General features: G+C 72.2%; 20 protein-coding genes and 1 pseudogene. 11 read left to right on the plus strand and 10 right to left on the minus strand.

The features are described 5' to 3' along the window. The first annotated feature begins 155 nt into the window (after positions 1 to 155). Positions 156 to 1,898 carry a lysine--tRNA ligase gene (gene lysS, locus AB0H53_RS21850; protein WP_362115756.1) on the plus strand — a complete coding sequence of 581 codons (1,743 nt, stop codon included), beginning with the start codon at positions 156 to 158 and terminating at the stop codon, positions 1,896 to 1,898. Positions 1,899 to 2,262: 364 nt separating this feature from the next. On the opposite strand, the gene AB0H53_RS21855 is transcribed toward lysS, so the two are convergent. The 3 genes from AB0H53_RS21855 to AB0H53_RS21865 form a co-directional block, all read right to left on the minus strand. Next, positions 2,263 to 3,636 carry a DUF2637 domain-containing protein gene (locus AB0H53_RS21855; RefSeq protein ID WP_362115759.1) on the minus strand — a complete coding sequence of 458 codons (1,374 nt, stop codon included), beginning with the start codon at positions 3,634 to 3,636 and terminating at the stop codon, positions 2,263 to 2,265. Positions 3,637 to 3,747: 111 nt separating this feature from the next. Continuing rightward, positions 3,748 to 4,473 (minus strand): DUF3558 family protein, encoded by a 726-nt coding sequence (locus tag AB0H53_RS21860; RefSeq protein ID WP_362115762.1) that lies wholly within the window; start codon positions 4,471 to 4,473, stop codon positions 3,748 to 3,750. 158 nt (positions 4,474 to 4,631) lie between these two features. Next, positions 4,632 to 5,561 (minus strand): DUF3558 domain-containing protein, encoded by a 930-nt coding sequence (locus AB0H53_RS21865; protein WP_362115765.1) that lies wholly within the window; start codon positions 5,559 to 5,561, stop codon positions 4,632 to 4,634. A gap of 195 nt (positions 5,562 to 5,756) precedes the next feature. On the opposite strand from AB0H53_RS21865, the gene AB0H53_RS21870 reads away from it, so the two are divergent. Next, the gene (locus AB0H53_RS21870; RefSeq protein ID WP_362115767.1) at positions 5,757 to 6,950 is read left to right on the plus strand and encodes an RtcB family protein; all 1,194 of its coding nucleotides are present in this window, start codon (positions 5,757 to 5,759) and stop codon (positions 6,948 to 6,950) included. Positions 6,951 to 7,163: 213 nt separating this feature from the next. Here the strand turns inward: AB0H53_RS21870 and AB0H53_RS21875 are convergent, their stop codons facing one another. Together AB0H53_RS21875 and AB0H53_RS21880 are read right to left on the minus strand one after the other, a co-directional pair. Beyond that, positions 7,164 to 7,964 carry an SDR family NAD(P)-dependent oxidoreductase gene (locus AB0H53_RS21875; RefSeq protein WP_362115770.1) on the minus strand — a complete coding sequence of 267 codons (801 nt, stop codon included), beginning with the start codon at positions 7,962 to 7,964 and terminating at the stop codon, positions 7,164 to 7,166. 105 nt (positions 7,965 to 8,069) lie between these two features. Continuing rightward, positions 8,070 to 8,420, minus strand: coding sequence for a YnfA family protein (locus tag AB0H53_RS21880; protein ID WP_362115773.1), 351 nt, complete (start codon positions 8,418 to 8,420; stop codon positions 8,070 to 8,072). 227 nt (positions 8,421 to 8,647) lie between these two features. Between AB0H53_RS21880 and AB0H53_RS21885 the strand changes: the two are divergent. After that, positions 8,648 to 9,352 (plus strand): annotated as a pseudogene (locus AB0H53_RS21885) (AAA family ATPase); the annotation flags it as partial. Positions 9,353 to 9,369: 17 nt separating this feature from the next. Here AB0H53_RS21885 and AB0H53_RS21890 read toward each other — a convergent pair. Further along, the gene (locus AB0H53_RS21890) at positions 9,370 to 10,821 is read right to left on the minus strand and encodes an FAD-dependent oxidoreductase (RefSeq protein WP_362115776.1); all 1,452 of its coding nucleotides are present in this window, start codon (positions 10,819 to 10,821) and stop codon (positions 9,370 to 9,372) included. Between the two features lie 218 nt (positions 10,822 to 11,039). Between AB0H53_RS21890 and AB0H53_RS21895 the strand changes: the two genes are divergently transcribed. After that, positions 11,040 to 11,561 (plus strand): TetR family transcriptional regulator, encoded by a 522-nt coding sequence (locus tag AB0H53_RS21895; RefSeq protein WP_362115910.1) that lies wholly within the window; start codon positions 11,040 to 11,042, stop codon positions 11,559 to 11,561. Between the two features lie 129 nt (positions 11,562 to 11,690). Here AB0H53_RS21895 and AB0H53_RS21900 read toward each other — a convergent pair whose 3' ends face one another. The 3 genes from AB0H53_RS21900 to AB0H53_RS21910 all read right to left on the minus strand — a co-directional run bounded on the left by AB0H53_RS21900 (position 11,691) and on the right by AB0H53_RS21910 (position 13,864). Next, on the minus strand, positions 11,691 to 12,428 hold the full coding sequence (locus AB0H53_RS21900; protein ID WP_362115779.1) for a Mut7-C RNAse domain-containing protein: 738 nt from the start codon (positions 12,426 to 12,428) through the stop codon (positions 11,691 to 11,693). A gap of 144 nt (positions 12,429 to 12,572) precedes the next feature. After that, positions 12,573 to 13,097 (minus strand): GNAT family N-acetyltransferase, encoded by a 525-nt coding sequence (locus tag AB0H53_RS21905; protein WP_362115782.1) that lies wholly within the window; start codon positions 13,095 to 13,097, stop codon positions 12,573 to 12,575. Positions 13,098 to 13,297: 200 nt separating this feature from the next. Beyond that, positions 13,298 to 13,864 carry a hypothetical protein gene (locus AB0H53_RS21910; RefSeq protein ID WP_362115785.1) on the minus strand — a complete coding sequence of 189 codons (567 nt, stop codon included), beginning with the start codon at positions 13,862 to 13,864 and terminating at the stop codon, positions 13,298 to 13,300. Positions 13,865 to 14,185: 321 nt separating this feature from the next. Here AB0H53_RS21910 and hemL point away from each other — a divergent pair, with 321 nt between their 5' ends. From hemL to ccsB, 7 genes are all read left to right on the plus strand, one after another. Continuing rightward, the gene (gene hemL / locus AB0H53_RS21915) at positions 14,186 to 15,502 is read left to right on the plus strand and encodes a glutamate-1-semialdehyde 2,1-aminomutase (protein ID WP_362115787.1); all 1,317 of its coding nucleotides are present in this window, start codon (positions 14,186 to 14,188) and stop codon (positions 15,500 to 15,502) included. Continuing rightward, entirely contained in the window at positions 15,499 to 16,227 is a 729-nt protein-coding gene (locus AB0H53_RS21920) for a histidine phosphatase family protein (RefSeq protein ID WP_362115790.1), read from the plus strand. Before hemL ends, AB0H53_RS21920 begins: the two co-directional genes overlap by 4 nt. A 121-nt stretch (positions 16,228 to 16,348) precedes the next feature. After that, positions 16,349 to 17,581 (plus strand): hypothetical protein, encoded by a 1,233-nt coding sequence (locus AB0H53_RS21925; protein ID WP_362115792.1) that lies wholly within the window; start codon positions 16,349 to 16,351, stop codon positions 17,579 to 17,581. 67 nt (positions 17,582 to 17,648) lie between these two features. Then, positions 17,649 to 18,311: a TlpA disulfide reductase family protein gene (locus AB0H53_RS21930; RefSeq protein WP_362115794.1), complete on the plus strand. Its 663-nt coding sequence runs from the start codon at positions 17,649 to 17,651 to the stop codon at positions 18,309 to 18,311. Beyond that, entirely contained in the window at positions 18,312 to 19,049 is a 738-nt protein-coding gene (locus AB0H53_RS21935) for a cytochrome c biogenesis protein CcdA (protein WP_362115797.1), read from the plus strand. A gap of 5 nt (positions 19,050 to 19,054) precedes the next feature. Further along, positions 19,055 to 20,788: a cytochrome c biogenesis protein ResB gene (locus AB0H53_RS21940; RefSeq protein ID WP_362115800.1), complete on the plus strand. Its 1,734-nt coding sequence runs from the start codon at positions 19,055 to 19,057 to the stop codon at positions 20,786 to 20,788. Continuing rightward, on the plus strand, positions 20,785 to 21,873 hold the full coding sequence (ccsB, locus tag AB0H53_RS21945) for a c-type cytochrome biogenesis protein CcsB (protein ID WP_362115803.1): 1,089 nt from the start codon (positions 20,785 to 20,787) through the stop codon (positions 21,871 to 21,873). Before AB0H53_RS21940 ends, ccsB begins: the two co-directional genes overlap by 4 nt. 232 nt (positions 21,874 to 22,105) lie before the next feature. Here ccsB and AB0H53_RS21950 read toward each other — a convergent pair whose 3' ends face one another. Then, on the minus strand, positions 22,106 to 22,498 hold the full coding sequence (locus AB0H53_RS21950; protein ID WP_362115806.1) for a PLD nuclease N-terminal domain-containing protein: 393 nt from the start codon (positions 22,496 to 22,498) through the stop codon (positions 22,106 to 22,108). Between the last annotated feature and the right edge of the window lie 57 nt (positions 22,499 to 22,555).

Consider the following 22,555-nt stretch of genomic DNA (forward strand, 5'->3'; position numbering starts at 1 on the left):
CGAGGTGGTGGATGGTTGTTCCGGTTGTCAAGTGTCCCATGGGTCCGCAAGCTCTTTGTCGTGGCTTTCCCGGCCTGTGGACAACCTCGGGGGACGTTGTTCCGTCTGGGAGAATGGCGTACGCCAGCCTTCGAGAACCCCAAGGAACCAAGGACGTGCCGATCGTGGCTCAGAGCAGCACCGAGACCGACTGGGTCTCCCGTTTCGCGGACGAGGTCATCGCCGAGTCGGAGCGACGTGCGCCTGGGAAACCGGTCGTGGTCGCCTCCGGCCTGTCGCCGTCCGGCCCCATCCACCTCGGCAACCTGCGCGAGGTCATGACCCCGCACCTGGTGGCGGACGAGATCCGGCGCCGTGGTCACGAGGTACGGCACGTGATCTCCTGGGACGACTACGACCGGTACCGCAAGGTCCCGGCCGGGGTCCCGGGGGTGGACGACTCCTGGGCCGAGCACATCGGCAAGCCGCTCACCTCGGTCCCGGCGCCGGCCGGCTCGGAACACCCGAACTGGGCGGAGCACTTCAAGGCCGCGATGGTCGAGTCGCTGGGCGAGCTGGGCGTCGAGTTCGACGGCATCAGCCAGACCGAGCAGTACACCTCCGGGGTGTACCGCGAGCAGATCCTGCACGCGATGAGGCACCGCGGCACGATCGACGCGATCCTCGACCGGTACCGCACCAAGGACAAGGCCACCGGAAAGCCCAGGAAGCAGCAGCAGAAGCCGGTCGACGAGGCCGAGCTGGAGGCCGCCGAGGGATCCGGCGCGGCGAGCGAGGACGACGGCTCCGGCGGCGCCGGTGGGTACTTCCCGTACAAGCCCTACTGCGGGCAGTGCGGCAAGGACCTGACCACGGTCACCTCCTACGACGACGAGTCGACGCGGATGGCGTACAGCTGTGCCTGCGGCTTCTCCGAGACGGTCGCGCTCAGCGAGTTCAACCGCGGCAAGCTGGTCTGGAAGGTCGACTGGCCGATGCGCTGGGCGTACGAGGGTGTGATCTTCGAGCCGAGCGGGGTGGACCACTCGTCGCCCGGGTCGTCCTTCGTGGTGGGCGGCCAGATCGTCCGCGAGGTCTTCGACGGCGTCCAGCCGATCGGCCCGATGTACGCCTTCGTCGGCATCTCCGGCATGGCGAAGATGTCCTCCTCCAAGGGCGGTGTGCCGACCCCGGCCGACGCCCTGAAGATCATGGAGGCGCCGCTGCTGCGCTGGCTGTACGCCCGCCGCAAGCCCAACCAGGCCTTCAAGATCGCTTTCGACCAGGAGATCCAGCGGCTGTACGACGAGTGGGACAAGTTGGAGACCAAGGTCGCCGACGGCAGCGCCCTGCCCGCCGACGCCGCCGCCCACTCCCGCGCGGTGCGCACCGCGGCCGGTGAGCTGCCGCGCACGCCGCGCCCGCTGCCGTACCGGACGCTCGCCTCGGTGGCCGACATCACCGCGGGGCACGACGAGCAGACCCTGCGCATCCTCAGCGAGCTCGACCCCGCCAACCCGCTGACCTCGCTGGACGAGGTGCGGCCGCGGCTGGACCGGGCGGAGAACTGGATCTCCACCCAGGTCCCGGCCGAGCAGCGCACCATCGTCCGTTCCGAGCCCGACGCCGAGCTGCTCGGCTCGCTGGACGAGCAGGGACGCGAGTCGCTGCGGCTGCTGCTGGAGGGCCTGGACAGCCACTGGTCGCTGGACGGGCTCACCACGCTGGTCTACGGCGTGCCGAAGGTGATGGCGGGACTGGAACCGGAGGCCAAGCCGACGCCCGAGCTGAAGGCCGCCCAGCGCACGTTCTTCGCGCTGCTGTACCGGCTGCTGGTGAGCCGGGACACCGGGCCGCGGCTGCCCACGCTGCTGCTGGCGGTGGGCGCGGACCGGGTGCGCAAGCTGCTCGGCGCCTGACCGCGTCCGGAGGGCCCTCACCGGTCGGTGAGGGCCCTCCGCTCTTTTCTGCATCCTTCGGATGACGCCGGGTTCGGCCCCGGGCAGGACGTGCCGGGGCGTCGGCCGGGGGACCGTGGAGGCATGAGGGAGATCGTGGCAGTCATCGGCTGGATCGTCGGCGTCCAGGGCGCCCTGGGGGTCGCCGGCAGGGTGTTCGGGGACGGTCCGTGGGGCCTGATCGGCAGATGATGGGAGATCCCGACCGCCGGGTACGCGGCGCTCGCGGTGGCGGGCCTGGCCCTCGGCGCGTACGGGGAGCGGGCCAGGGCCGGGCAGCGGGCGGCACGGGCGGGAACGGCACCGTGAGCGGCGCCGTCCCGGTTCACGCGATGTGCTCGGCCTGCCGGTCGGCCTGGTAGCGGCCCTGGAACTCGGGCATCAGCCGGCGCAGCAGCGCGAGGCTGCGCGGGTGCCGGATGCCGTGCGCCTCGGCCAGGTACAGGTCGAGCTCGTCGAGGTCCGGCCAGGCGTCGTTGCGGTCGCAGTACTCCCGGAAGGCCGGGTAGGCGAGCCGGGCGAACTCGTCCGCCGCCGGATCGGCCCCCGGGCCGGCGAATTCCTCCGGACCGGTCGGCACCCTGACCGGGGTCGGCTCCAGGCCCTCCACGTACGTGGGGTCGTAGGCCCCCTCGTACGCGTCCTTGGGGAGCTGAGGGGCGGCGAACCACGGGCTGTGGTGGTTGCCGGGCACCGGGGGCGGCTGCTCCTGGGACCGGTCACCCGCCCGCTCGTGTTCCTGGCCCTGAGCCTCGGCCTCGTCCTCGGTCTGGGCCTGGGCCTGGGTCGGCGCGCCGGGCTGTGACCACTGGGTCCCCTGGGGCTGCTGTGACTCGTGGGGCTGCTGGGGCTGCTGGGCCTGCTGGGGCTGGGCGGGCGCGGGCCGGGGCTGCGGCTGGGCCGTGGGCGGCTCGGGCGTGGGCGCCTGGGGCAGCTCGGCGGCCGGCCGGGCGTGCGCCACGTCGTGCGCCGTGCCGTCGGCCCCGGCCGGGCTCGGAGGCAGCAGCACCGGGTCGACGCCCGCAGCCGCCAGGCCCGCCGGCGCCGTCTCGGAGAGCGGCACCCCGTACCGCGCCAGGCGCAGCGGCATCAGCGCCTCGACCGGTGCCTTGCGGCGCCAGTTCCGGCCGAACCGGGCCTGCAGGCGCGCCTGGTAGATCATCCGCTCCTGTTCCAGCTTGATGACCTGCTCGTAGGAGCGCAGCTCCCACAGTTTCATCCGGCGCCAGAGCCGGAAGGTGGGGATGGGGGACAGCAGCCAGCGGGTGAGGCGTACCCCCTCCATGTGCTTGTCGGCCGTGATGTCCGCGATCCGGCCGACCGCGTGCCGTGCCGCCTCGACCGCGACCACGAACAGGACCGGGATCACGGCGTGCATGCCGACGCCGAGCGGATCGGGCCAGGCGGCGGCGCCGTTGAAGGCGATCGTCGCCGCCGTCAGCAGCCACGCCGTCTGGCGCAGCAGCGGGAAGGGTATCCGGATCCAGGTCAGCAGCAGGTCCAGCGCCAGCAGCACACAGATGCCCGCGTCGATGCCGATGGGGAAGAAGTACGAGAAGTCGCCGAAGCCCTTCTGCACGGCGAGTTCCCGGACAGCCGCGTACGACCCCGCGAAACCGATTCCGGCGATGACCACCGCTCCGGCGACGACGACACCGATGAGTACCCGGTGCATACGTGTCAGCTGCATCGCGGCCACCCGCGTTCCCCTCCCGTTGTGGACCTCTGGCGGGCCCAGCCTGGCACACGCGTACGAGGAGCCCGGACCTCGGGGGAGGTCCGGGCTCCGTAACGCGCCTGTCGGCGGTGCCTACTTGTTGGCCTTCGCGACCGCGCCGACCGCTTCCTTGGTGGCCGTCACCGCGTCCTTCATCAGGTCGGACGGAGTGGGCGCCTCGGCACCGGCGTAACCGGCGCCGTTGTAGGAGACGGTGATGACCGCGTTCTCCGTACGGGTCACGATCGCCGCGTACTTGAAGTCCTCACCGGTCTTCTTCAGGCCGTAGCTGATGGCCGTCGCCTCGTCGCCGACCCCGGGCGCGCCGGAGGTGAGGACACGGGTGGCGCCCTCGGTCGCCTTCACCTTGGCGACCTCCTTGGCGTAGTTGTCCCGGGCGCGCTGCTCGCCGCTGCCCAGTGACGTGTCGGAGTCGTACCGCAGGACGGCGATGTCGAGCCAGCGGTACTGCGAGCCCTTGACGCCGTTGTCCTCCAGGCCGTTCCAGGAGCAACTGCCGCGGCTGGCGATGTCGCTGGACTTGCCGGGCGTCCCCGCCTTGGTCTTCACCTCGGGCACCAGCTCCTCGACCGTCTCGGCCGTGATGGCCTTGCAGGCGTCGGGCAGCTTGGTGTACTTGGCCGGCTCGACGGTCTTCGTCGGCTGCGGGGCCGCGGAGGGCGAGGAGGCGGCGGAGGGCGAGTCCTGCTTCGGGGCGCTGTCGCTGCCGGAGTCCGACGAACAGCCGGCGACGACGAGCATCACCGGGACGGCTGCGCAGGCGAGTATGCGGGTGAGTCGCGGGGCTGATCGGTGCATGGTTCCTTCAGTCGGTCGCTTGTCGTTCGGTCGGGCGTCGCCCCGGGGGGCGTCGTACGTCCGGCCCGGCCACGGTAGCCCGACTCGGTCGGTGACCGGGGGCCGCGCGGGGCGCCGGCCGGGTGGCGTCGGTCTCGCCGCGGTCTGCCACCGGCGCGCTACTCGTCGAGGCGCTCGGCCAGTGTGCGGGCCAGGCCCTGGGCCTTTTCCTGCAGTTCCGTGCTGTCGGGCACCTCGGTGACACGGGCGGCCTGCTCGCCGTACCGGATGGTGACGATCACGTTCGATGTGCGGAACACCACGCTCACGGTGCGGCGCTGGGCGGTGGAACCGGCGCGGGTCAGCACGTCGTCGAGGAACGCCGCGTCCCCCAGGCCGGACAGCACGCGGGGCTCCAGGCCCTGGGGGGTGGCGGGCGAGGCTCCGGGCGAGGTGCTGGACGGGCCGGTGGCCCCGGCGGCCGGTGCGGTGGCCGCCGTGGCGCCGGGGGTGGGCTCGGCACCGGGACGGGCCGCGGGGCCGGTGGGGCCGGTGGTGGCCCGGGTGGCGGTGCCGGGGGCGCCGGAAGCGGTACGGGAAGCGGTGCCGGGGGTGGCCGGAGCGGCGGGCGGGGCGACGGCGGTGCCCGAGGGGGGGAGACCGGCCGCGGCCTCCTTGTCCACGTACACCTGCTGGGCACGGTCGTCGTCGCTGACGGCGGGATCGTAGGAGACGACCCGCTCGAAGTCCAGGCTGAGCTGGTGGGAGGCGTCCGGGGCGTCGGCCTTCCAGCTGCACCCGGCCCGGCGGTCGGTGTCGTAGGTGACGGCGGCGGTGCCCTGGTACACCTGCTCGCGCTGCTCCTCCGGCAGGAGGTCGATGCCGGGCAGCAGGTCCCTGAGCACGGCGCGCCGGACCGAGCCGCAGGGTTCGAGGAGCGTGCGGTACTTGCCGGGGGGCGCGGCGGCCTCGGTGGGGCTGCCCGGCTTGGAGTCGGTGGTCCCGCCGTCGGGGCCCGAGCCGGCGCTGCAACCGGTGACGGCGGCGAGGCCGGCGGTGAGCGCCGCGACGAGCGCGGTCCGGCCGGGTGCGTACGCCCTTCGCTGCACGGTCCGGGGCTCCTTTCGCTCTGCTGCCATACCTGCCGTCCCCGCCGGCCGGCCCGTAAACGGGTTGCCGCGTGGCGCCGGCGGGTGGACACAATGTCTATCGCACGCGCTGCCGTCGGTGCCGGTCCGCTGTCGCTTACGCGGACTTCGGTGGCGGTTTTGCGTTCTCAGGCTTTTCGGGGGAATTGAGGAAGTATGTCGTACGTAGAGGTGCCCGGAGCGAAGGTCCCGATCCGGATGTGGACCGACCCCTCGACGGTGGAGGGCGGGGCGATGCAGCAGCTGCAGAACGTCGCCACACTGCCGTGGATCAAGGGCTTGGCCGTGATGCCGGACGTGCATTACGGCAAGGGCGCGACGGTCGGCTCGGTGATCGCGATGCACGGCGCGGTCTGCCCGGCGGCGGTCGGCGTGGACATCGGCTGCGGTATGTCGGCGGTGCGGACCTCGCTGACCGCCAATGACCTGCCCGGCGATCTGTCGCGGCTGCGATCGAAGATCGAGCAGGCCATTCCCGTGGGCCGCGCCATGCACGACGACATGGTCGACCCGGGCCGGCTGCACGGCTTTCCGACCTCCGGCTGGGACGGTTTCTGGGCCCGGTTCGACGGGGTGGCGGAATCGGTGCGATTCCGTCGCGAGCGGGCCGTGAAGCAAATGGGTTCGCTCGGCGGCGGAAACCACTTCATCGAGTTCTGCCTGGACGAGGCGGGGGCGGTCTGGCTGATGCTGCACTCCGGCTCGCGGAACATCGGCAAGGAGCTCGCCGAGTACCACATCGGTGAGGCCCGGAAGCTTCCGCACAACCAGGGGCTGATCGACCGCGACCTGGCCGTCTTCATCGCGGACACCCCACAGATGGCGGCGTACCGCAACGACCTGTTCTGGGCGCAGGAGTACGCCAAGTACAACCGCGCGATCATGATGGCGCTCTATCAGGACGTGGTCCGCAAGGAGTTCAAGAAGGCCAAGGTCACCTTCGAGCCGGTCATCTCCTGCCACCACAACTACGTGGCGGAGGAGCGGTACGACGGTATGGACCTGCTGGTCACACGGAAGGGCGCGATCCGCGCCGGCTCCGGTGACTTCGGGATCATCCCCGGCTCGATGGGCACCGGCTCGTACATCGTGAAGGGCCTCGGGAACGAGGCGTCCTTCAACTCGGCCTCGCACGGGGCGGGCCGGAAGATGAGCCGGAACGCCGCGAAGCGCCGCTTCTCGACGCGCGACCTGGAGGAGCAGACCCGGGGCGTCGAGTGCCGCAAGGACGCGGGGGTCGTGGACGAGATCCCTGGCGCGTACAAGCCGATCGAGCGGGTGATCGACCAGCAGCGGGACCTGGTCGAGGTGGTGGCGAAGCTCAAGCAGGTCGTCTGTGTGAAGGGCTGACGCGCTCTGGGGGACCGGCGGGTTGGCGCCGGGACCCCCGCCCTCGCTGTGCGGGACGGCGCGGTACCGGACCGGGCTGGGCGGGCCCGGGTGGTGCGGGCTCGGATGGTGCGGGCCCGGGGGGGCGGGTTCGCCCCGCGCGGGGCCGACCGGCGCGGGTGGGACCCGCACGGGCGGGACCGGGCCGGCCGGCCCGCTCCCGGGGCGGGCGCCTCACCGCTCCCGGTGGACCTTGGTGTTGGAGGCCTGTGCGCGGGGGCGAACCACCAGGAGGTCGATGTTGACGTGGGCGGGGCGGCCGACCGCCCAGGTGATCGTGTCGGCGACGTCGTCGGCGGTGAGCGGTTCGGCCACGCCCTCGTAGACCTTGGCCGCCTTCTCGGTGTCGCCCCGGAAGCGGGTGGCGGCGAACTCCTCCGTCTTCACCATGCCGGGGGCGACCTCGATGACCCGGACCGGAGTGCCGACGATCTCCAGGCGGAGGGTCTCGGCGAGGACGCGGGCGCCGTTCTTGGCGGCGACGTAACCCGCGCCGCCCTCATAGGTGGCGTGGCCGGCCGTGGAGGTGAGGACGACCACGGTCCCGGCGCCGCTCGCGGTCAGCGCCGGCAACAGGGCCTGGGTGGCGTTGAGGGTGCCGATGACATTGACCTCGAACATCCGGCGCCAGTCGGCGGGGTCGCCGGTGGCGACGGGGTCGGCGCCGAGGGCACCGCCCGCGTTGTTGACCAGGACGTCGCAGCGGTCGAGCGAGGCCGCGAAGGCGTCGACGGCCGGACGGTCGGTGACATCCAGGGCGTACGCCGTGGCCCGGTGGCCCGCGGCCGTGAGCTCGGCGGCCAGCGCCTCGATACGGTCCTTGCGGCGGGCGGTGAGGACGACGTGGTGTCCGGCCATGGCCAGCTGCCGCGCCGTGGCGGCGCCGATACCGCTGCTCGCTCCGGTGACGACGGCGACCGGGGTGGCGGGCGTGGCGGCGCCGGCGGGCCCGGCGGGGTCGGTGGCGGCAGTCATGGCGGTGCTCCTCGCGCGTGGTCGAAGCGGTGCGGTGGTGCGCTGGTCCGTAGGGGTGCGGTGATCGCACCGGTGGTACGCGGCCAGGATAGGTGTGCGACCGGCTCAACTGCCGCGCGGGGCATACATGATCACGGCCATGCCGGCCAGGCAGATCAGCGCCCCCGTCACGTCCCAGCGGTCGGGGCGGTATCCGTCGGCGACCATTCCCCAGACGATCGAGCCCGCCACGAAGACCCCGCCGTACGCGGCCAGGACGCGGCCGAAGTCACCGGCCGGCTGGAACGTGGCGACGAAGCCGTACGCGCCCAGGGCGATCACCCCCGCGCCGATCCAGAGCCAGCCGCGTCCCTGGGCCTGCCCTCCGCCGCGCACGCCCTGCCAGACGAGCCAGGCACCGCCGATCTCCAGAAGGGCGGCCAGGACGAAGAGGGCGGCGGACCGGGCGATGAGCATGGGACCAGCGTGGCACGGGGGCGGGAACGCGGACGCGATGAGGCGCGCCGGGGTGGACCAGCGGGCAGGAGGAACGGCTGTTGCTCGGCATCTTCTGAGCGGTGTCCGGCGAGCGGCTCGCCCGCGGCCCCGCCCGCTCCCGGTGGGCGCGCCTCCCAGCCGGCGCCCGGCCCCGGTTCGGCGGCCGGCTGTTTGCCGCCGGTGCGCGGGCCGGTGAGACTCTGGGCATGATCGTCGAACGTGCGTACGCCCATGTCTCCTCGTACGACGAACGCGAGTGGCCCTGGTCCGTGCCCTGCGTGCACCGGCTGCTGTCCGAGGGGCTGCGCTTCACCGCGCCGGTGACCTTTCTGGTCGGTGAGAACGGCTCGGGCAAGTCGACGCTGGTCGAGGCGCTGGCGGAGGGGTTCGGCCTGGACTCCTGGGGAGGTTCGCACGACTGGAGGTATGCCACCCGGCGCGGCAAGTCGGTGCTGGGCGAGCGGATCCGCTTCGAAGCGGGGCCCCGGGGCCGGCGCATGCTGGGCGACCGGGCCGCCCGCAAGGGGTTCTTCCTGCGTGCCGAGACGGCACTGGACGCGCTGGGCCGGGAAGGGCTCGCGCCGGACTCCGTCAGTCATGGTGAGGGCTTTCTCGCGGCGTTCCGGGGGAAGTTCCTCCGGCCCGGGTTGTATGTGCTGGACGAGCCGGAGGCGGCGCTGTCGTTCGGCTCCTGTCCGGAGCTGCTGGGGCACATCGACCAGTTGGTCAGGAGCGGCGGCCAGGTCATCTGTGCCACCCATTCGCCGCTGCTGACCGCGCTGCCCGGCGCGGACATCGTCGAGGTGGGCGAGCACGGCATGCGCCGGGCGGCCTGGGGCGAACTGGCCCTGGTGGACCACTGGCGCAGGTACCTCGCCGATCCGCGGGCCTACTTGCGACACGTGCTGGACGCTCCTCAGGGCGGGGTTCAGTCCCTGGCCCAGGCGATGTGGCCGTCGGGACGGACCAGCAGGGTGTCGCGGCGGGCGAGGTCGGCCCAGCTCGCGCGTATCGGCCGGCCGGGCACGGCCGGGGCGTCCTCGGCGGCCGCGGCGGCACCCCGGGGGGTGACGAGCACGAACCGCCCCTGGCGCAGCAGCTCGTACAGGCGGCCTTCGACGAGCGCCAGGTCAGGGGCGCGCCTGCCTGCCAGCCGGTGGGCGCCGCGCTCGGCTCGGTAGGCGATGCCGATGCCGCTGACCTGGCCCAGCGCCCTGGCGGCCGCCGGGCGCACGGCGTTCAGGAAGAGGCCGCCGAGCTCCCGGACCGCCAGGAGCGCGGGGGTGCGGGCCATGGCGAGCCGGACGATCGCCCCGCTGCTGCGCAGCACCGTCCTGCCCACGGGGTGCCGCTCGGAGTGGTAACTGTCCAGCAGGGCCTCGGGGTCGGGTGCCTCCCCGCGCAGCACGGCGGCGAGCTTCCAGGAGAGGTTGGCGGCGTCCTGGAGGCCGGTGTTCATTCCCTGGCCGCCGGCCGGGGAGTGGACATGCGCGGCGTCCCCGGCGAGGAAGACCCGGCCGGTGCGGTAGGCGGGGACCTGGCGCTCGTCGCTGTGGAAGCGGGAGATCCAGCGCGGGTCGCGCATGCCGAAGTCGCTGCCGAGAGCGCGCCGGGTGAAGCGGCGGACCTCGTCGAGGGCCACCGGCTCGCTGTCGGGGACCTGGTGATGGCGGCTCCATCCCATCACCCGGTACCAGCCGTCCCCGAAGGGGACGACGAGGGCGAAGGCGTCCCCCGTGCCGTTGGCCATCAGTGAGCGCGGAGCGTCGTCGCCGAGCCGGACGTCGGCGAGGACCATCGAGCGGATGACCGAGCCGCCGGGGAAGGGGAGGCCGAGACTCTCCCGGACGGTGCTGCGCACCCCGTCGGCCCCCACCAGCCAGCGGGCCCGCAGCGCGGAGCGGGATCCCTCCGGCCCGGAGACCTCGGCGGTGACCGTGCCGGCGTCCTGCCGCAGACCGAGCAGCTCCGTGCCGTACCGGAAGTCCGCACCGGCCGACACGGCACGCCGCTCCAGCAGCCGCTCCACCTCGTACTGCGGGGTGACCAGGAGGAAGGGGAAGCGGGAGCGCAGCCGGGACAGGTCGAGCGACAGCCGGCGGTAGAGCCGCAGCCGGGTGACGGGCGTGCCTTTGCCCACCAGCTCGTCCGCCAGCGCGCGGGCGTCCAGCAGCTCCAGCGTGCGGGCGTGGACGCCGAAGGCGCGCGTGAGGTTGCCGGCGCCGCGCGGTCGGCGCTCCAGCACCACGACCCTCAGACCCGCGGCGGCGAGGTCCCCGGCGGCGAGCAGTCCGGTGGGGCCCGCGCCCACGACGACCACATCGGCGTCCGCGTCCGTGCCGGTGTCCACGCCCCTGGTCCTGCCGGGCATGCCCTCCATGGCGGCCTCCCTCGGTACCGACACCTGTTGGTCAACGACTGTTGGTCAACGCTTGTTGGCAAACCTAGCTCCGTCCGCCCTGGCCTGTCAACGGTTGTTGGCCTACAGTTGTTGGCGTGACGGAAGCCCAAGCCACCGCAGCGCCGGACGCCCCCGCGAGCACCGCAGCCACCGGCACCCCCGGCCCGGGCCGCCGTTCGGACGCGACCCGCTCGGCCATCCTGGAGGCGGCGCGCGAACGGTTCGCCGCCGACGGCTACGACCGCGCCACGATCCGGGCCATAGCCCGGGACGCGGGCATCGATCCGTCGATGGTGATGCGCTACTACGGCAACAAGGCCGGGCTCTTCGCCGCGGCCACCGACATCGACCTCCGTCTGGCCCCTCTGGGCGCGCTGCCCGCCAAGCACATCGGAGCCGTCCTCGTCGAGCACTTCCTCGACCGCTGGGAGGAGAGCGAGGTGCTGACGGCGGTGCTCCGGGTCGGCGTCACCAACGCCGCGGGGGCCGAGCGCATGCGCGAGGTGTTCAAGGGCCAGCTCGGGCCCGTGGCCGCCGGGGTCTGCCCCGACCCGCTGGACGCCCCGCGCCGGGCCGCGCTCGCCGCCTCACAGATCCTGGGCATGGCGCTGGCCCGCTACGTACTGCGGCTCCCGCCCGCCGCCGACATGTCCCGCGAGGAGGTCGTGGCCTGGCTGGCACCGACGATTCAGCGGTACCTGACGGCCGAGCGCCCCTGAGGGGGACCGGCCGGCGGCTCCGCGTGCCGTGCCGGAGCGCCGGCCGCCCCGCCGCGCGTAGCACCCCGCCGGCCGAGCCGTGACCGCCGCCCGTGGATGCCCGCGCCGCTCGCCCCGCCCCGCCGCCCGTCAGGCGGCCACGCCGCCGCCGAAGTCGCGCAGCGCGTCCTCGACGATCGCCTGGAGGCGGGCGTGGTGCGCACCGCGCCAGTACACCCGCTGACACTCCGTGCACTGGGCGAAGACGTCGTACGTACGCCGCGTGCCCTGCTCCAGCCGCGCGTCCACCGTGTCCTTGTCGGCCTCGGCCAGTGGGCCGTTGCAGGCGGTGCAGCGGGTCCACGGGGCGAGTGGCGGCGAGAAGCGCTCCAGGACGTCGCGCAGCTGGTCGTCCGGCCGGTCGCTGTAGACGTAGGCGCCCGCCCACAGTTCGCGGCGCCGCAGCAGGCCCCGGTCGCGGGAGAGCAGCACGCGCCGCTCCCCGGCCGAGAGGGCGGCCAGCGCCGCGTCCCCGATGTCCTCGCTCTCGTACGCCGCGTCGACGCCGAGCAGCCGCAACCGGCGCGCCAGCGTGCCCAGATGGACGTCCAGCAGGAACCGCAGCGGCGCACCGGGCACCGGCTGCGGGCGCTCGACCGCCAGTACGTCGACCTGCTCACCGGCGGCCGGGACGTGCGAGGCGGTGACCGGCCGCCCGTCGACCAGCAGCCGGCCCGCCTCGGTCAGCGGGACGCCGAGCGACTCCACGACGTGCCCGAGCGTGGCGGCGCCGTCGGTGAGCACGGTGGTCCGGCCGGCACGGCGCGGCGCCGCGACGAAGAGCCCCAGGGCGGGCGCGAAGCTGATGTGGATCTCCGGTCCGTTCACGCCGTCAGAATGCCACCCCGCGCACCGCCCCAGCCAGGGCATTCCGTCCGCGCGCCACCCCACCGGGTTCCGCCTCTCCGGCGTCCCGCCCCACCGGGTTCCGCCTCTCCGGTCCCCCTCCGGCGGCCCGGGTCGCGCCGCCCGTCAGGGCGCGAGCAGGTCCAGGCGCCAGTCGTTGCTCCGCATCAGCCGGCCCGCCGGGTACTCGACATCGCGCGGCCCGCGCAGTTCGAAGCCCGCCTTGCGGCACACCGCGTTCGAGGGGCCATTGGCCACGGCCGGGAAGGCGTGCAGGTGGCGGCGCCCGCCCACCGCGCGCAGCCGCTCGACGACCAGCCGCGTCGCCGCGGTCGCCACGCCGCGCCCCTGGAAACCGGACAGTACGGTCCAGCCCGTCTCGTAGACCGGCTCCCCGTCCCAGGTCTGCTCCCAGAAACCGATCGTGCCGACGGGCGCCTCCTCGGACAGCAGCACGATCCGGAACATCCGCCCCGCCCCCGTGGTGTCCGCGCTGAGCCTCACATACCGCTGATGGCGCTCCAGGAGTTGCCCGGCCGTCTCCGGCCCGCCGAGGTGCTCCATCATCTCCGGGGCGTTGGCGGCCCGGAGCAGGCCGAAGTCGGCGTCGGACCAGGGCTCGATGCGTACGGGTGACGCGGCGCTCTCCATGCCCGGCACTGTAGGCCCGACAGCCCGACAGCCCGACAGCCCGACAGCCCGGCGGCCGGTCCCGTTCGCCTCCGCCGGCGGCCGGTCCCGCCCGCCGTCACGCGTGTTCAGCCGTGGGGCCGGCCCCGTCCGCACGCTCGGGCGCGCTCACCGGGGTCCCCGCGCGGCGAGCGGGCCGGTACCGGAGGCGCCCCTCCCGGTCAGGGCCACACCAGGCAGTACGGCTGGTGCCCCGCCTCGTGCAGCCGGACGGAGAAGTCCTGCCACTCGTGGAGCAGCTGGTAGACGTTGAACGCGTCCCGGGGCCCGCCGCGGTCGGGGACCGTGGACCAGATGAAGGCCGCCGCGCCCACGGACTCCTCGCCGACACCGCGCAGCGGGTCGACCACGGTCGTGGGCAGCTTGACCACCGCGTAGTCGGGGTGCAGGACCACCAGCTCCAGCGGGGGCACCTTGTGCAGGGGCATGCCCTGGATACCGGTCAGCACCATCGCGGCTATGGTCTCCGGCTTGATCTTGGTGAACATGCCTCCCATGCCGAGCTCGTCACCGCCCAGCTCCTCGGGGCGCATGGAGATCGGTACGCGCGCGGCGGTGGCTCCGTTGGGCGCGCCGAAGTACTTGTAGGTCACCCCCACTCGGCCACTCCCGCTCCCCATGGGTGCGCGTCCCACGGGCTCGTTCCGCTGGCGTCGGTGCTTCCCCCGCCGGGCGGGCTCGGGACCCAGGTCGTCGGTCCCCTCGCCCAGTCCGCCACCGCGATGCATATCTCCACCCGACTGCTTCTTAGGTAACACGGCTGGGTAACACAGCCCCGGCCGCGCAACCCGATCATCGTGTCAGTGACCTCCCCCGAGCGCGTGCGGTGAAACACCTGTCCGCAAGAACGTCCGGGCCTCTGACACCATGGATTCCGTGAGCTTTCCCTATGACGCCCCAGTTTCGCAGACGCGGGAGGGTTGCGCCCTGCCGTAAAACCCACTCCGCCGATCACCGTGCCGATCACTCGGTCGTTCGCTCTGCCGCCGTCCGGCAGCCGTCGTCGCGCATTGCCGCCCGTCAACTCGTTTCCGCAGGTCAGGACCAAAGTGCCGTATTCATACGAAGCCCCAGTCTCACAGACGCTTTTCGACCGCGCGTCCCTCGTGACGCCCGGTGGCGTGAACTCTCCCGTCCGTGCCTTCCGGGCTGTGGGCGGTACGCCCCGGTTCATGGTGTCCGGTACCGGTCCGTACCTCACGGACGCGGACGGGCGCGAGTATGTCGACCTCGTCTGCTCGTGGGGGCCGATGATTCTCGGTCACTCCCACCCCGAGGTGATCGCCGCCGTGCAGGAAGCGGTCGCCCGCGGCACCTCCTTCGGTACGCCGGGTGAGGGCGAGGTGGCGCTCGCCGAGGAGATCGTCGCCCGGGTCGCGCCGGTCGAGCAGGTGCGGCTGGTGTCGTCCGGCACCGAGGCGACGATGTCCGCGATCCGGCTCGCCCGTGGCTTCACCGGCCGCGCCAAGGTGGTGAAGTTCGCCGGTTGTTACCACGGCCATGTGGACGCGCTGCTGGCCGCCGCCGGGTCCGGGGTGGCGACCTTCGGCCTGCCGGACACGCCGGGTGTCACCGGCGCGCAGGCCGGGGACACCATCGTGCTGCCGTACAACGACCTGGACGCCGTGCGTGAGGCGTTCGCCTCGCACCCCGGTGAGATCGCCTGTGTGATCACCGAGGCGTCGCCGGGCAACATGGGCGTGGTGCCGCCCCGGGACGGGTTCAACGCCGGGCTGAAGGAGCTGTGCTCGGGCAACGGCGCGCTGTACATCTCCGACGAGGTGATGACCGGCTTCCGCACGTCGAAGGCCGGCTGGTACGGCGTCGACGGCGTGACGCCCGACCTGATGACCTTCGGCAAGGTCATGGGCGGTGGCTTCCCGGCCGCCGCCTTCGGGGGCCGCGCCGACGTCATGGCGCACCTCGCGCCGGCCGGCCCGGTCTACCAGGCGGGCACGCTGTCGGGCAATCCCATCGCCACCGCCGCCGGCCTGGCGCAGCTTCGGCTGCTGGACGACGCCGCGTACGCCAGGGTCGACGCGGTCTCGGCGGAGATCCGGGGGCTGGTGGGTGAGGCGCTGACACGGCAGGGGGTGGCGCACCGCCTCCAGACGGCGAGCAACATGTTCTCCGTCTTCTTCACCGACGCCGAGGTGGTGAACTACGACGACGCGAAGAAGCAGGAGGCCTTCCGCTTCACCGCGTTCTTCCACTCCATGCTGGCGCAGGGCGTCTACCTGCCGCCGTCCGCCTTCGAGTCGTGGTTCGTCTCCACCGCCCACGACGAGCGGGCCGTCGAGCGGATCGCCGCCGCCCTGCCGGCCGCCGCCCGGGCCGCGGCGGAGGCCACGGAGGCCGCCGTATGAGCGCCACCGGCAACGACGGCACCGAGACCACCGTCGTCCACCTGATGCGGCACGGCGAGGTGCACAACCCGGACGGTGTGCTCTACGGGCGCCGGGCCGGCTTCCACCTCTCCGAGCTCGGTCGGCAGATGGCCGACCGGGTCGCGGAGCACCTCTCCGGGCGCGATGTCACCCATGTCGTGGCCTCGCCGCTGGAGCGCGCCCAGGAGACCGCCCAGCCGATCGCCAAGGCGCACAGCCTGGATCTGGCCACCGACGAGCGGCTGATCGAGGCGGGCAACGTCTTCGAGGGCAAGACCTTCGGCGTGGGCGACGGCGCGCTGCGCAGGCCGTCCAACTGGAAGCACCTGACCAATCCGTTCCGGCCCTCGTGGGGCGAGCCGTACATCGACCAGGTGGTACGGATGATGGCCGCGCTGAACGCGGCCCGGGACGCGGCGCGCGGGCACGAGGCGGTCTGCGTGAGCCACCAGCTCCCGATCTGGATCGTGCGCAGCTTCGTGGAGCGGCGCCGCCTGTGGCACGACCCCCGCCGGCGGCAGTGCACGCTCGCGTCGCTGACCACGTTCACCTACCACGGTGACCGCATCGTCTCGGTCGGTTACAGCGAGCCGGCCCGTGACCTCGTACCGCCCCACCTCCTGGCCGGCGCCAGGCCCGTGCGGGGAAGGGCCCCGGGGCGGGGCGGCGGGAACGGGAATGGCGGAAAGGCATTCGGCGCGTAGTCATATCGTCACTCCAGGGATTATGTGGTAATCGCTGGAACCCTCACCGCGGCCCGCACCTCTCACTGATTGCCGGAATTGACCGAATGTCCGGCATTCAGCGAGCGCGGATGGGGACGATATGCGCGGGATCAGCCGAAGGAGCTTGCTCGGAGCGGGTGTTGGGGCCGCGGCCGCGATCGGTGTCGCCGGCTGCGGCCCCAGTGGTGGGAGCGGATCCGGCCAGGCCGGCCCGCAGCCGGGCAAGGGCGGCGCGACGCCCGGCAGGCCGGAGGGGCGCCTGATAGGCGACGGCTCCACGTCCGACACCGGAAAGCAGCCCCACCAGCCCGACAGGCCCGTCCCCCTGGAGCCGGGCCAGACCCCGCCGCAGTTCGTGGTCTTCTCCTGGGACGGGGCGGGCGAGGTCGGCAACGGCCTGTTCCCCCGCTTCCTGGACCTGGCCAAGGACCACGGGGCGGCCATGACCTTCTTCCTCTCCGGGCTCTATCTGCTGCCGGAGTCGAAGAAGACCCTCTACCGGCCGCCCAACAACCGGGTCGGTGCCTCCGACATCGACTACCTCACCGACGACCACATCAAGCAGACCCTGAAGTACGTCCGCCGGGCCTGGCTCGACGGACACGAGATCGGCACCCACTTCAACGGGCACTTCTGCGTCGGCTCGGGCTCGGTCGGGAAGTGGACCCCGGACCAGTGGCGCAGCGAGATCGACCAGGCCGTGAAGTTCGTCACCGAGTGGAAGACCAACACCGGCTGGACCGATCTCGACCCGCTGCCCTTCGACTACCGCAAGGAACTCGTCGGCAGCCGCACCCCCTGCCTGCTCGGCCAGGACAATCTGCTGCCCACCGCCGGGAAGCTCGGCTGGCGCTACGACTCCAGCTCGCCCGGCGGACGCCAGAAGTGGCCCGTCAAGCGGAAGGGCGTCTGGGACCTGCCGCTCCAGGCCATGCCCTTCCCCGGCCACTCCTTCGAGGTGCTCTCGATGGACTACAACATCCTGGCCAATCAGTCGAAGAATTCGACCAAGGGCATGCCGTCCCGGTATCCGGGCTGGAAGAAGCAGGCCACCGAGGCATATCTCGCCGGGTTCAAGCGGGCCTACGAGTCCAATCGCGCGCCCTTCTTCATCGGCAACCACTTCGAGAAGTGGAACGGCGGTATCTACATGGACGCCGTCGAGGAGGCACTCAAGGGGATGGCGGGCAAGAAGGACGTGCGGCTGGTCTCCTTCCGGCAGTTCGTCGACTGGCTGGACGTGCAGGATCCCCGGATCCTCGACAAGCTCCGGACGCTGGAGGTCGGCCAATCCCCGGCCGGTGGCTGGAACAGCTTCCTCAAGCCCTCCTGACAAGGGGCCGTACAGGCAGCGAGGGGGGCGGGCAAGATCCCCGGAACGCCCATGCGAAACTTTTCACATGAGCCTTAGCCGTGCCCCTCGAAGCATCGTGCTCGTTCCCGGCGCCGTTGTGGCCGCGCTCACGCTGACGGCGTGCGGCGGCGGCTCCAGCGGCACCGCCGGTGGTGGTGGAGACACCAACTTCGTCACCGACACCGGCGGTGTCGCCACGGTGGCCAAGGGCGAGCGCCGGGCCCCCGGCAAGCTGGCGGGCGAGACCCTCGCGGGCGGCCGGCTCGATGTCGCCGACCTCAGGGGCAAGGTCGTCGTCATGAACATCTGGGGCTCCTGGTGCACGCCGTGCCGCGCCGAGGCCAAGCATTTCGCCAAGGTCTCCAAGGAGTACAAGGCGAAGGGCGTGGAGTTCGTGGGCATCAACGTCCGCGACTCCAACAAGCAGACCGCGGTGAACTTCGAGAAGGATTTCGGCATTGAGTATTCGAGTCTGTACGACCCGATCTCTAAGCTGATCCTCAATGGCTTCCCCAAGGGCACCCTGAATCCCCAGGGCATTCCCTCCACCATCGTGCTCGACCGCGACGGAAAGATCGCCGCACGGGCGCTGACGGCGCTGAACGAGGAGAGGCTCCGTTCGCTGATCGCCCCCCTCGCCGCCGAGACGCCCACCGGCCGGGCCGACGCGAAGCCCGCCGGGCGGACCGCCGACAAGGCCGACAAGTAGATGAACGAGACGGTATTCAGCGGGGCGCTCCTGCTGGCGCTGCCGATCGCCGTACTCGGCGGACTGGTGTCGTTCTTCTCGCCCTGCGTCCTGCCCCTGGTCCCGGGCTACCTCTCGTACGTGACCGGGGTGACCGGTACCGACCTCGCCGAGGCCAGGCGCGGCCGCATGGTGGCCGGCGCCGGTCTGTTCGTGCTCGGTTTCTCGGCCGTGTTCGTCTCGGGCGGGGCGCTGTTCGGCTACTCCGGCCAGACCCTCCAGCAGCACCGTGAGGTGCTGACCACGGTGCTGGGCGTGCTGATGGTGCTCATGGGCGTCTTCTTCATGGGCCTCATGCCCTGGCTCACCCAGCGCGAGTTCCGCTTCCACCGGCGCCCGACCGCCGGCCTGGTCGGGGCTCCGCTGCTCGGCGCCCTCTTCGGCATCGGGTGGACACCGTGCATCGGCCCGACACTCGCCTCGGTCCAGGCCCTCGCCCTCAGCCAGGCCAGCGCGGGCCGCGGGGCGCTGCTGACCCTGGCGTACTGCCTCGGGCTCGGCCTGCCCTTCATCCTCGCCGCGGTCGCCTTCCGCAAGGCGCTGGGCGCGTTCGGCTGGGTCAAGCGGCACTATGCCTGGGTGATGCGGATCGGCGGCGGCATGATGATCGTGACCGGGGTGCTGCTGCTCACCGGTGCGTGGGACGCCCTGGTGCAGCAGATGCAGGGCTGGGCCAACGGCTTCCAGGTGGGGATCTGAGTCACATGAGCAAGACCGAGACCACGCGCGCCGCCGAGTCGGCCGAGCGCGCCGAGCGCCAGGAGCTCGGCGCGGCCGGTGCCCAGCTCTCCACCGCTCCCCAGGAGGAGCCCCGGGAGGACGCCCGGGACGGCTCCCGCGAGGGGCCGGTCTCCGGCCCCACCCTCGGGGTGATCGGCTGGATCCGCTGGTTCTGGCGCCAGCTGACCTCCATGCGGATCGCCCTGCTCCTGCTCTTCCTGCTCTCCCTGGGCGCGATCCCCGGCTCGCTCATCCCGCAGAACAGCGCGGACGAGGTGAAGGTACGCACCTTCAAGGAGGCCCATGAGACGCTGGCGCCGATCTACGACCGGCTCCAGCTGTTCGACGTCTACAGCTCGGTGTGGTTCTCCGCGATCTACATCCTGCTGTTCGTCTCGCTCATCGGCTGCATCGTCCCGCGCACCTGGCAGTTCGTCGGCCAGCTGCGCGGCCGGCCGCCCGCCGCGCCCAAGCGGCTCACCCGCCTCCCCGCCTACACCACCTGGCGTACCGAGGCCGCGCCGGAGCAGGTCCGTGACGCGGCGCTCGCGATGCTGCGCAAGCGCCGCTTCCGCGCCCACACCGCCGGTGACGCCGTCGCCGCCGAGAAGGGCTACCTGCGCGAGGTCGGCAACCTGCTCTTCCACGTCGCGCTGATCGTGATGCTGGTGGCGTTCGCCACCGGCCAGCTCTTCAAGTCCGAGGGCGGCAAGCTGGTCGTCGAGGGCGACGGCTTCTCCAACACCCTCACCCAGTACGACGACTTCAAGTCCGGCTCCCTGTTCCGTACGGAGGACCTGGCGCCGTTCAGCTTCACCCTGGACCAGTTCACCGGTACCTACGAGACCAGCGGCCCGCAGCGCGGCACCCCCCGCACCTTCGAGGCCCACGTCGAGTACTCCACGGCCGGCGGCCGGGAGGAGAAGGGCGTCATCCGGGTCAACGAGCCGCTGGAGGTGGACGGCTCCAAGGTGTACCTGATCTCGCACGGGTACGCCCCGGTGGTCACCATCCGCGACGGCAGGGGCGACATCGTCCAGCGGGGCCCCGTGCCGCTGCTGCCGATCGACAACAACGTCACCTCCACCGGCGTCATCAAGGTGATGGACGGCTACCGCGACAGGAACGGCAAGAAGGACCAGCTGGGTTTCCCCGCCTTCTTCGTCCCCACCTACGCGGGCAAGGGCAACGGCCAGATGTTCTCGCAGTTCCCGGGCCTGGTGCACCCGGTGCTGAACGTGGGCGCCTACCACGGCAGCCTCGGCGTCGACTCCGGTGTGCCGCAGAACGTGTACCAGCTGGACACCCGGAAGATGACGCCGTTCAAGGACGCCCAGGGCAACGTGCTGAAGAAGACGCTGCTGCCGGGCGAGAGCATGACGCTGCCGGACGGCGCGGGCTCGATCACCTTCGAGAGGGAGATCAAGGAGTGGGCCAGCTTCCAGATCTCCCACCAGCCGGGCAACGGTCTCGCGCTCTCGGGGGCCGTCATCGCCATCGCCGGCCTGGTCGGCTCGCTGTTCATCCAGCGCCGCCGGGTGTGGGTTCGCGCCGTGCGCGGTGCGGACGGTGTCACCGTGGTGGAGATGGCGGGGCTGGGCCGCAGCGAGTCGGCGAAGCTCCCCGAGGAGCTGGCCGACCTGGCCGTCACCCTGCACGCGCAGGCGCCGACCGCGCCTGATCCTGAAGAAGTTCCTGCCGAAGGGGCTGAGAAGTGAATCTCGCCGCCGCATCCAACGAGAGCCTGGCGCAGAGCAGCAATGTGCTCATCTACTCCGCGATGGCCGTCTACACGCTGGCGTTCCTCGCGCACATCGCCGAGTGGGTGCTGGGCAGCCGCAGCAAGGTCGGCCGTACGGCCGCCGCGCTGACCGGTGGCCGCGGGACCGCCTCCTCGCCCTCCGTCGGCGTCCGGGTCGAGCAGCGGGGCGCCGGCACCACCGTCCTGGACCGGCCCAAGGTGATCACCCGGTCCGCGGCCGGCGCGCGCGACGTGCCGGACGGCCCGGGCGCGGCGGCGGGCGACGAACAGGGCGACCTGTACGGGCGGATCGCCATCTCGCTGACCACGCTGGCCTTCCTCGTCGAGGCCGCCGGCGTGGTCGCCCGCGCGCTGTCGGTCCAGCGCGCCCCGTGGGGCAACATGTACGAGTTCTCCACCACCTTCTCCACCGTGGCGGTCGGCGCGTACCTGGGCTTCCTCGTCGCCAGGAAGAACGTCCGGTGGATGGGCCTGCCGCTGGTCACCACGGTCCTGCTGGACCTGGGCATCGCGGTCACCTGGCTGTACACCGACAGCGACCAGCTCGTCCCCGCCCTGCACTCGTACTGGCTGTGGATCCACGTCTCCACCGCCATCTTCTGCGGCGCGGTCTTCTACCTGGGCGCCGTCGCCACGCTGCTGTACCTCTTCCGGGACTCCTACGAGAACAAGCTCGCGGGCGGCGGCAGGCCCAGCGCCTTCGCCCGCTCGGTGCTGGAGCGGCTCCCGGCCGCCGCGAGCCTGGACAAGTTCGCGTACCGCGTCAACGCGGCGATCTTCCCGCTGTGGACGTTCACGATCATCGCGGGCGCCATCTGGGCCGGGGACGCCTGGGGCCGCTACTGGGGCTGGGACGCCAAGGAGGTGTGGTCGTTCATCACCTGGGTCGCCTACGCGGCGTACCTGCACGCCCGGGCCACGGCGGGCTGGAAGGGCCGCAGGGCCGCCTACATCGCGCTGGTGGCCTTCGCGTGCTTCCTCTGGAACTACTACGGCGTGAACATCTTCGTCAGCAGCATGCACTCGTACGCGGGCGTGTGAGCCGGGGCGGAGCGGCCGGGCGCCGGTGAGGCCCCTTCGCCCGCCCCGCCCCGCCGTCCGCGCCGCCGCCCCGCCACGGCCCGGACCGTGGCCGGGCGGCGCACTTGGCGAAGCGAGGCCGTGCGGGGCGGCGGGCCGGGCGCGCGGCGTCGCGTGTGCCGCGAGGGGACCGGCGGGCGTGCGCCGTACGGCCGGCGCGGTTCGTGCCGCGACGGGACCGGCGGGGGTGCGCTCAGCCCTTGTCGGGGTTGTCGCCGTCCTGCTCGCGCCGCTTCAGCTCCTCCTCGCGGCGGCGCAGGTCGGCCTCCCAGTCCTTGAGCAGCGACTCGTCCCGCCCGGTCTCGTCCTTGAGGGACTTCAGGAACTCGGGGTTGTCGTCCGGCGCCACCCAGCCGGCCCGGCGGTCGCGGTTCCGCTCGCCCGGCGTGCGGCCGCCGGCCGCGGCGCGGCGCGTCTTCCCGGCGGCCAACCAGACGATCGGGCCGACGATCCAGAAGAGCAGGATGATGAAGATCCAGGCCACCTTGGGAAGGTGCTTGGCCTCGTCCTCGGGGGTGTTCAGGCAGTCGATGAACGCGTAGATCGTCAGCGCCAGCGGCAGGATGTACATCAGTGCCCTGAGCATGTGGGACAGCCCCCTGGAAGCATTGGCGGGCCGTGTTCGGACAGCCCCGGTGACGAG

Origin of the sequence: Streptomyces sp. NPDC050856, from assembly GCF_040653855.1 — a bacterium.
Lineage (GTDB): Bacteria > Actinomycetota > Actinomycetes > Streptomycetales > Streptomycetaceae > Streptomyces.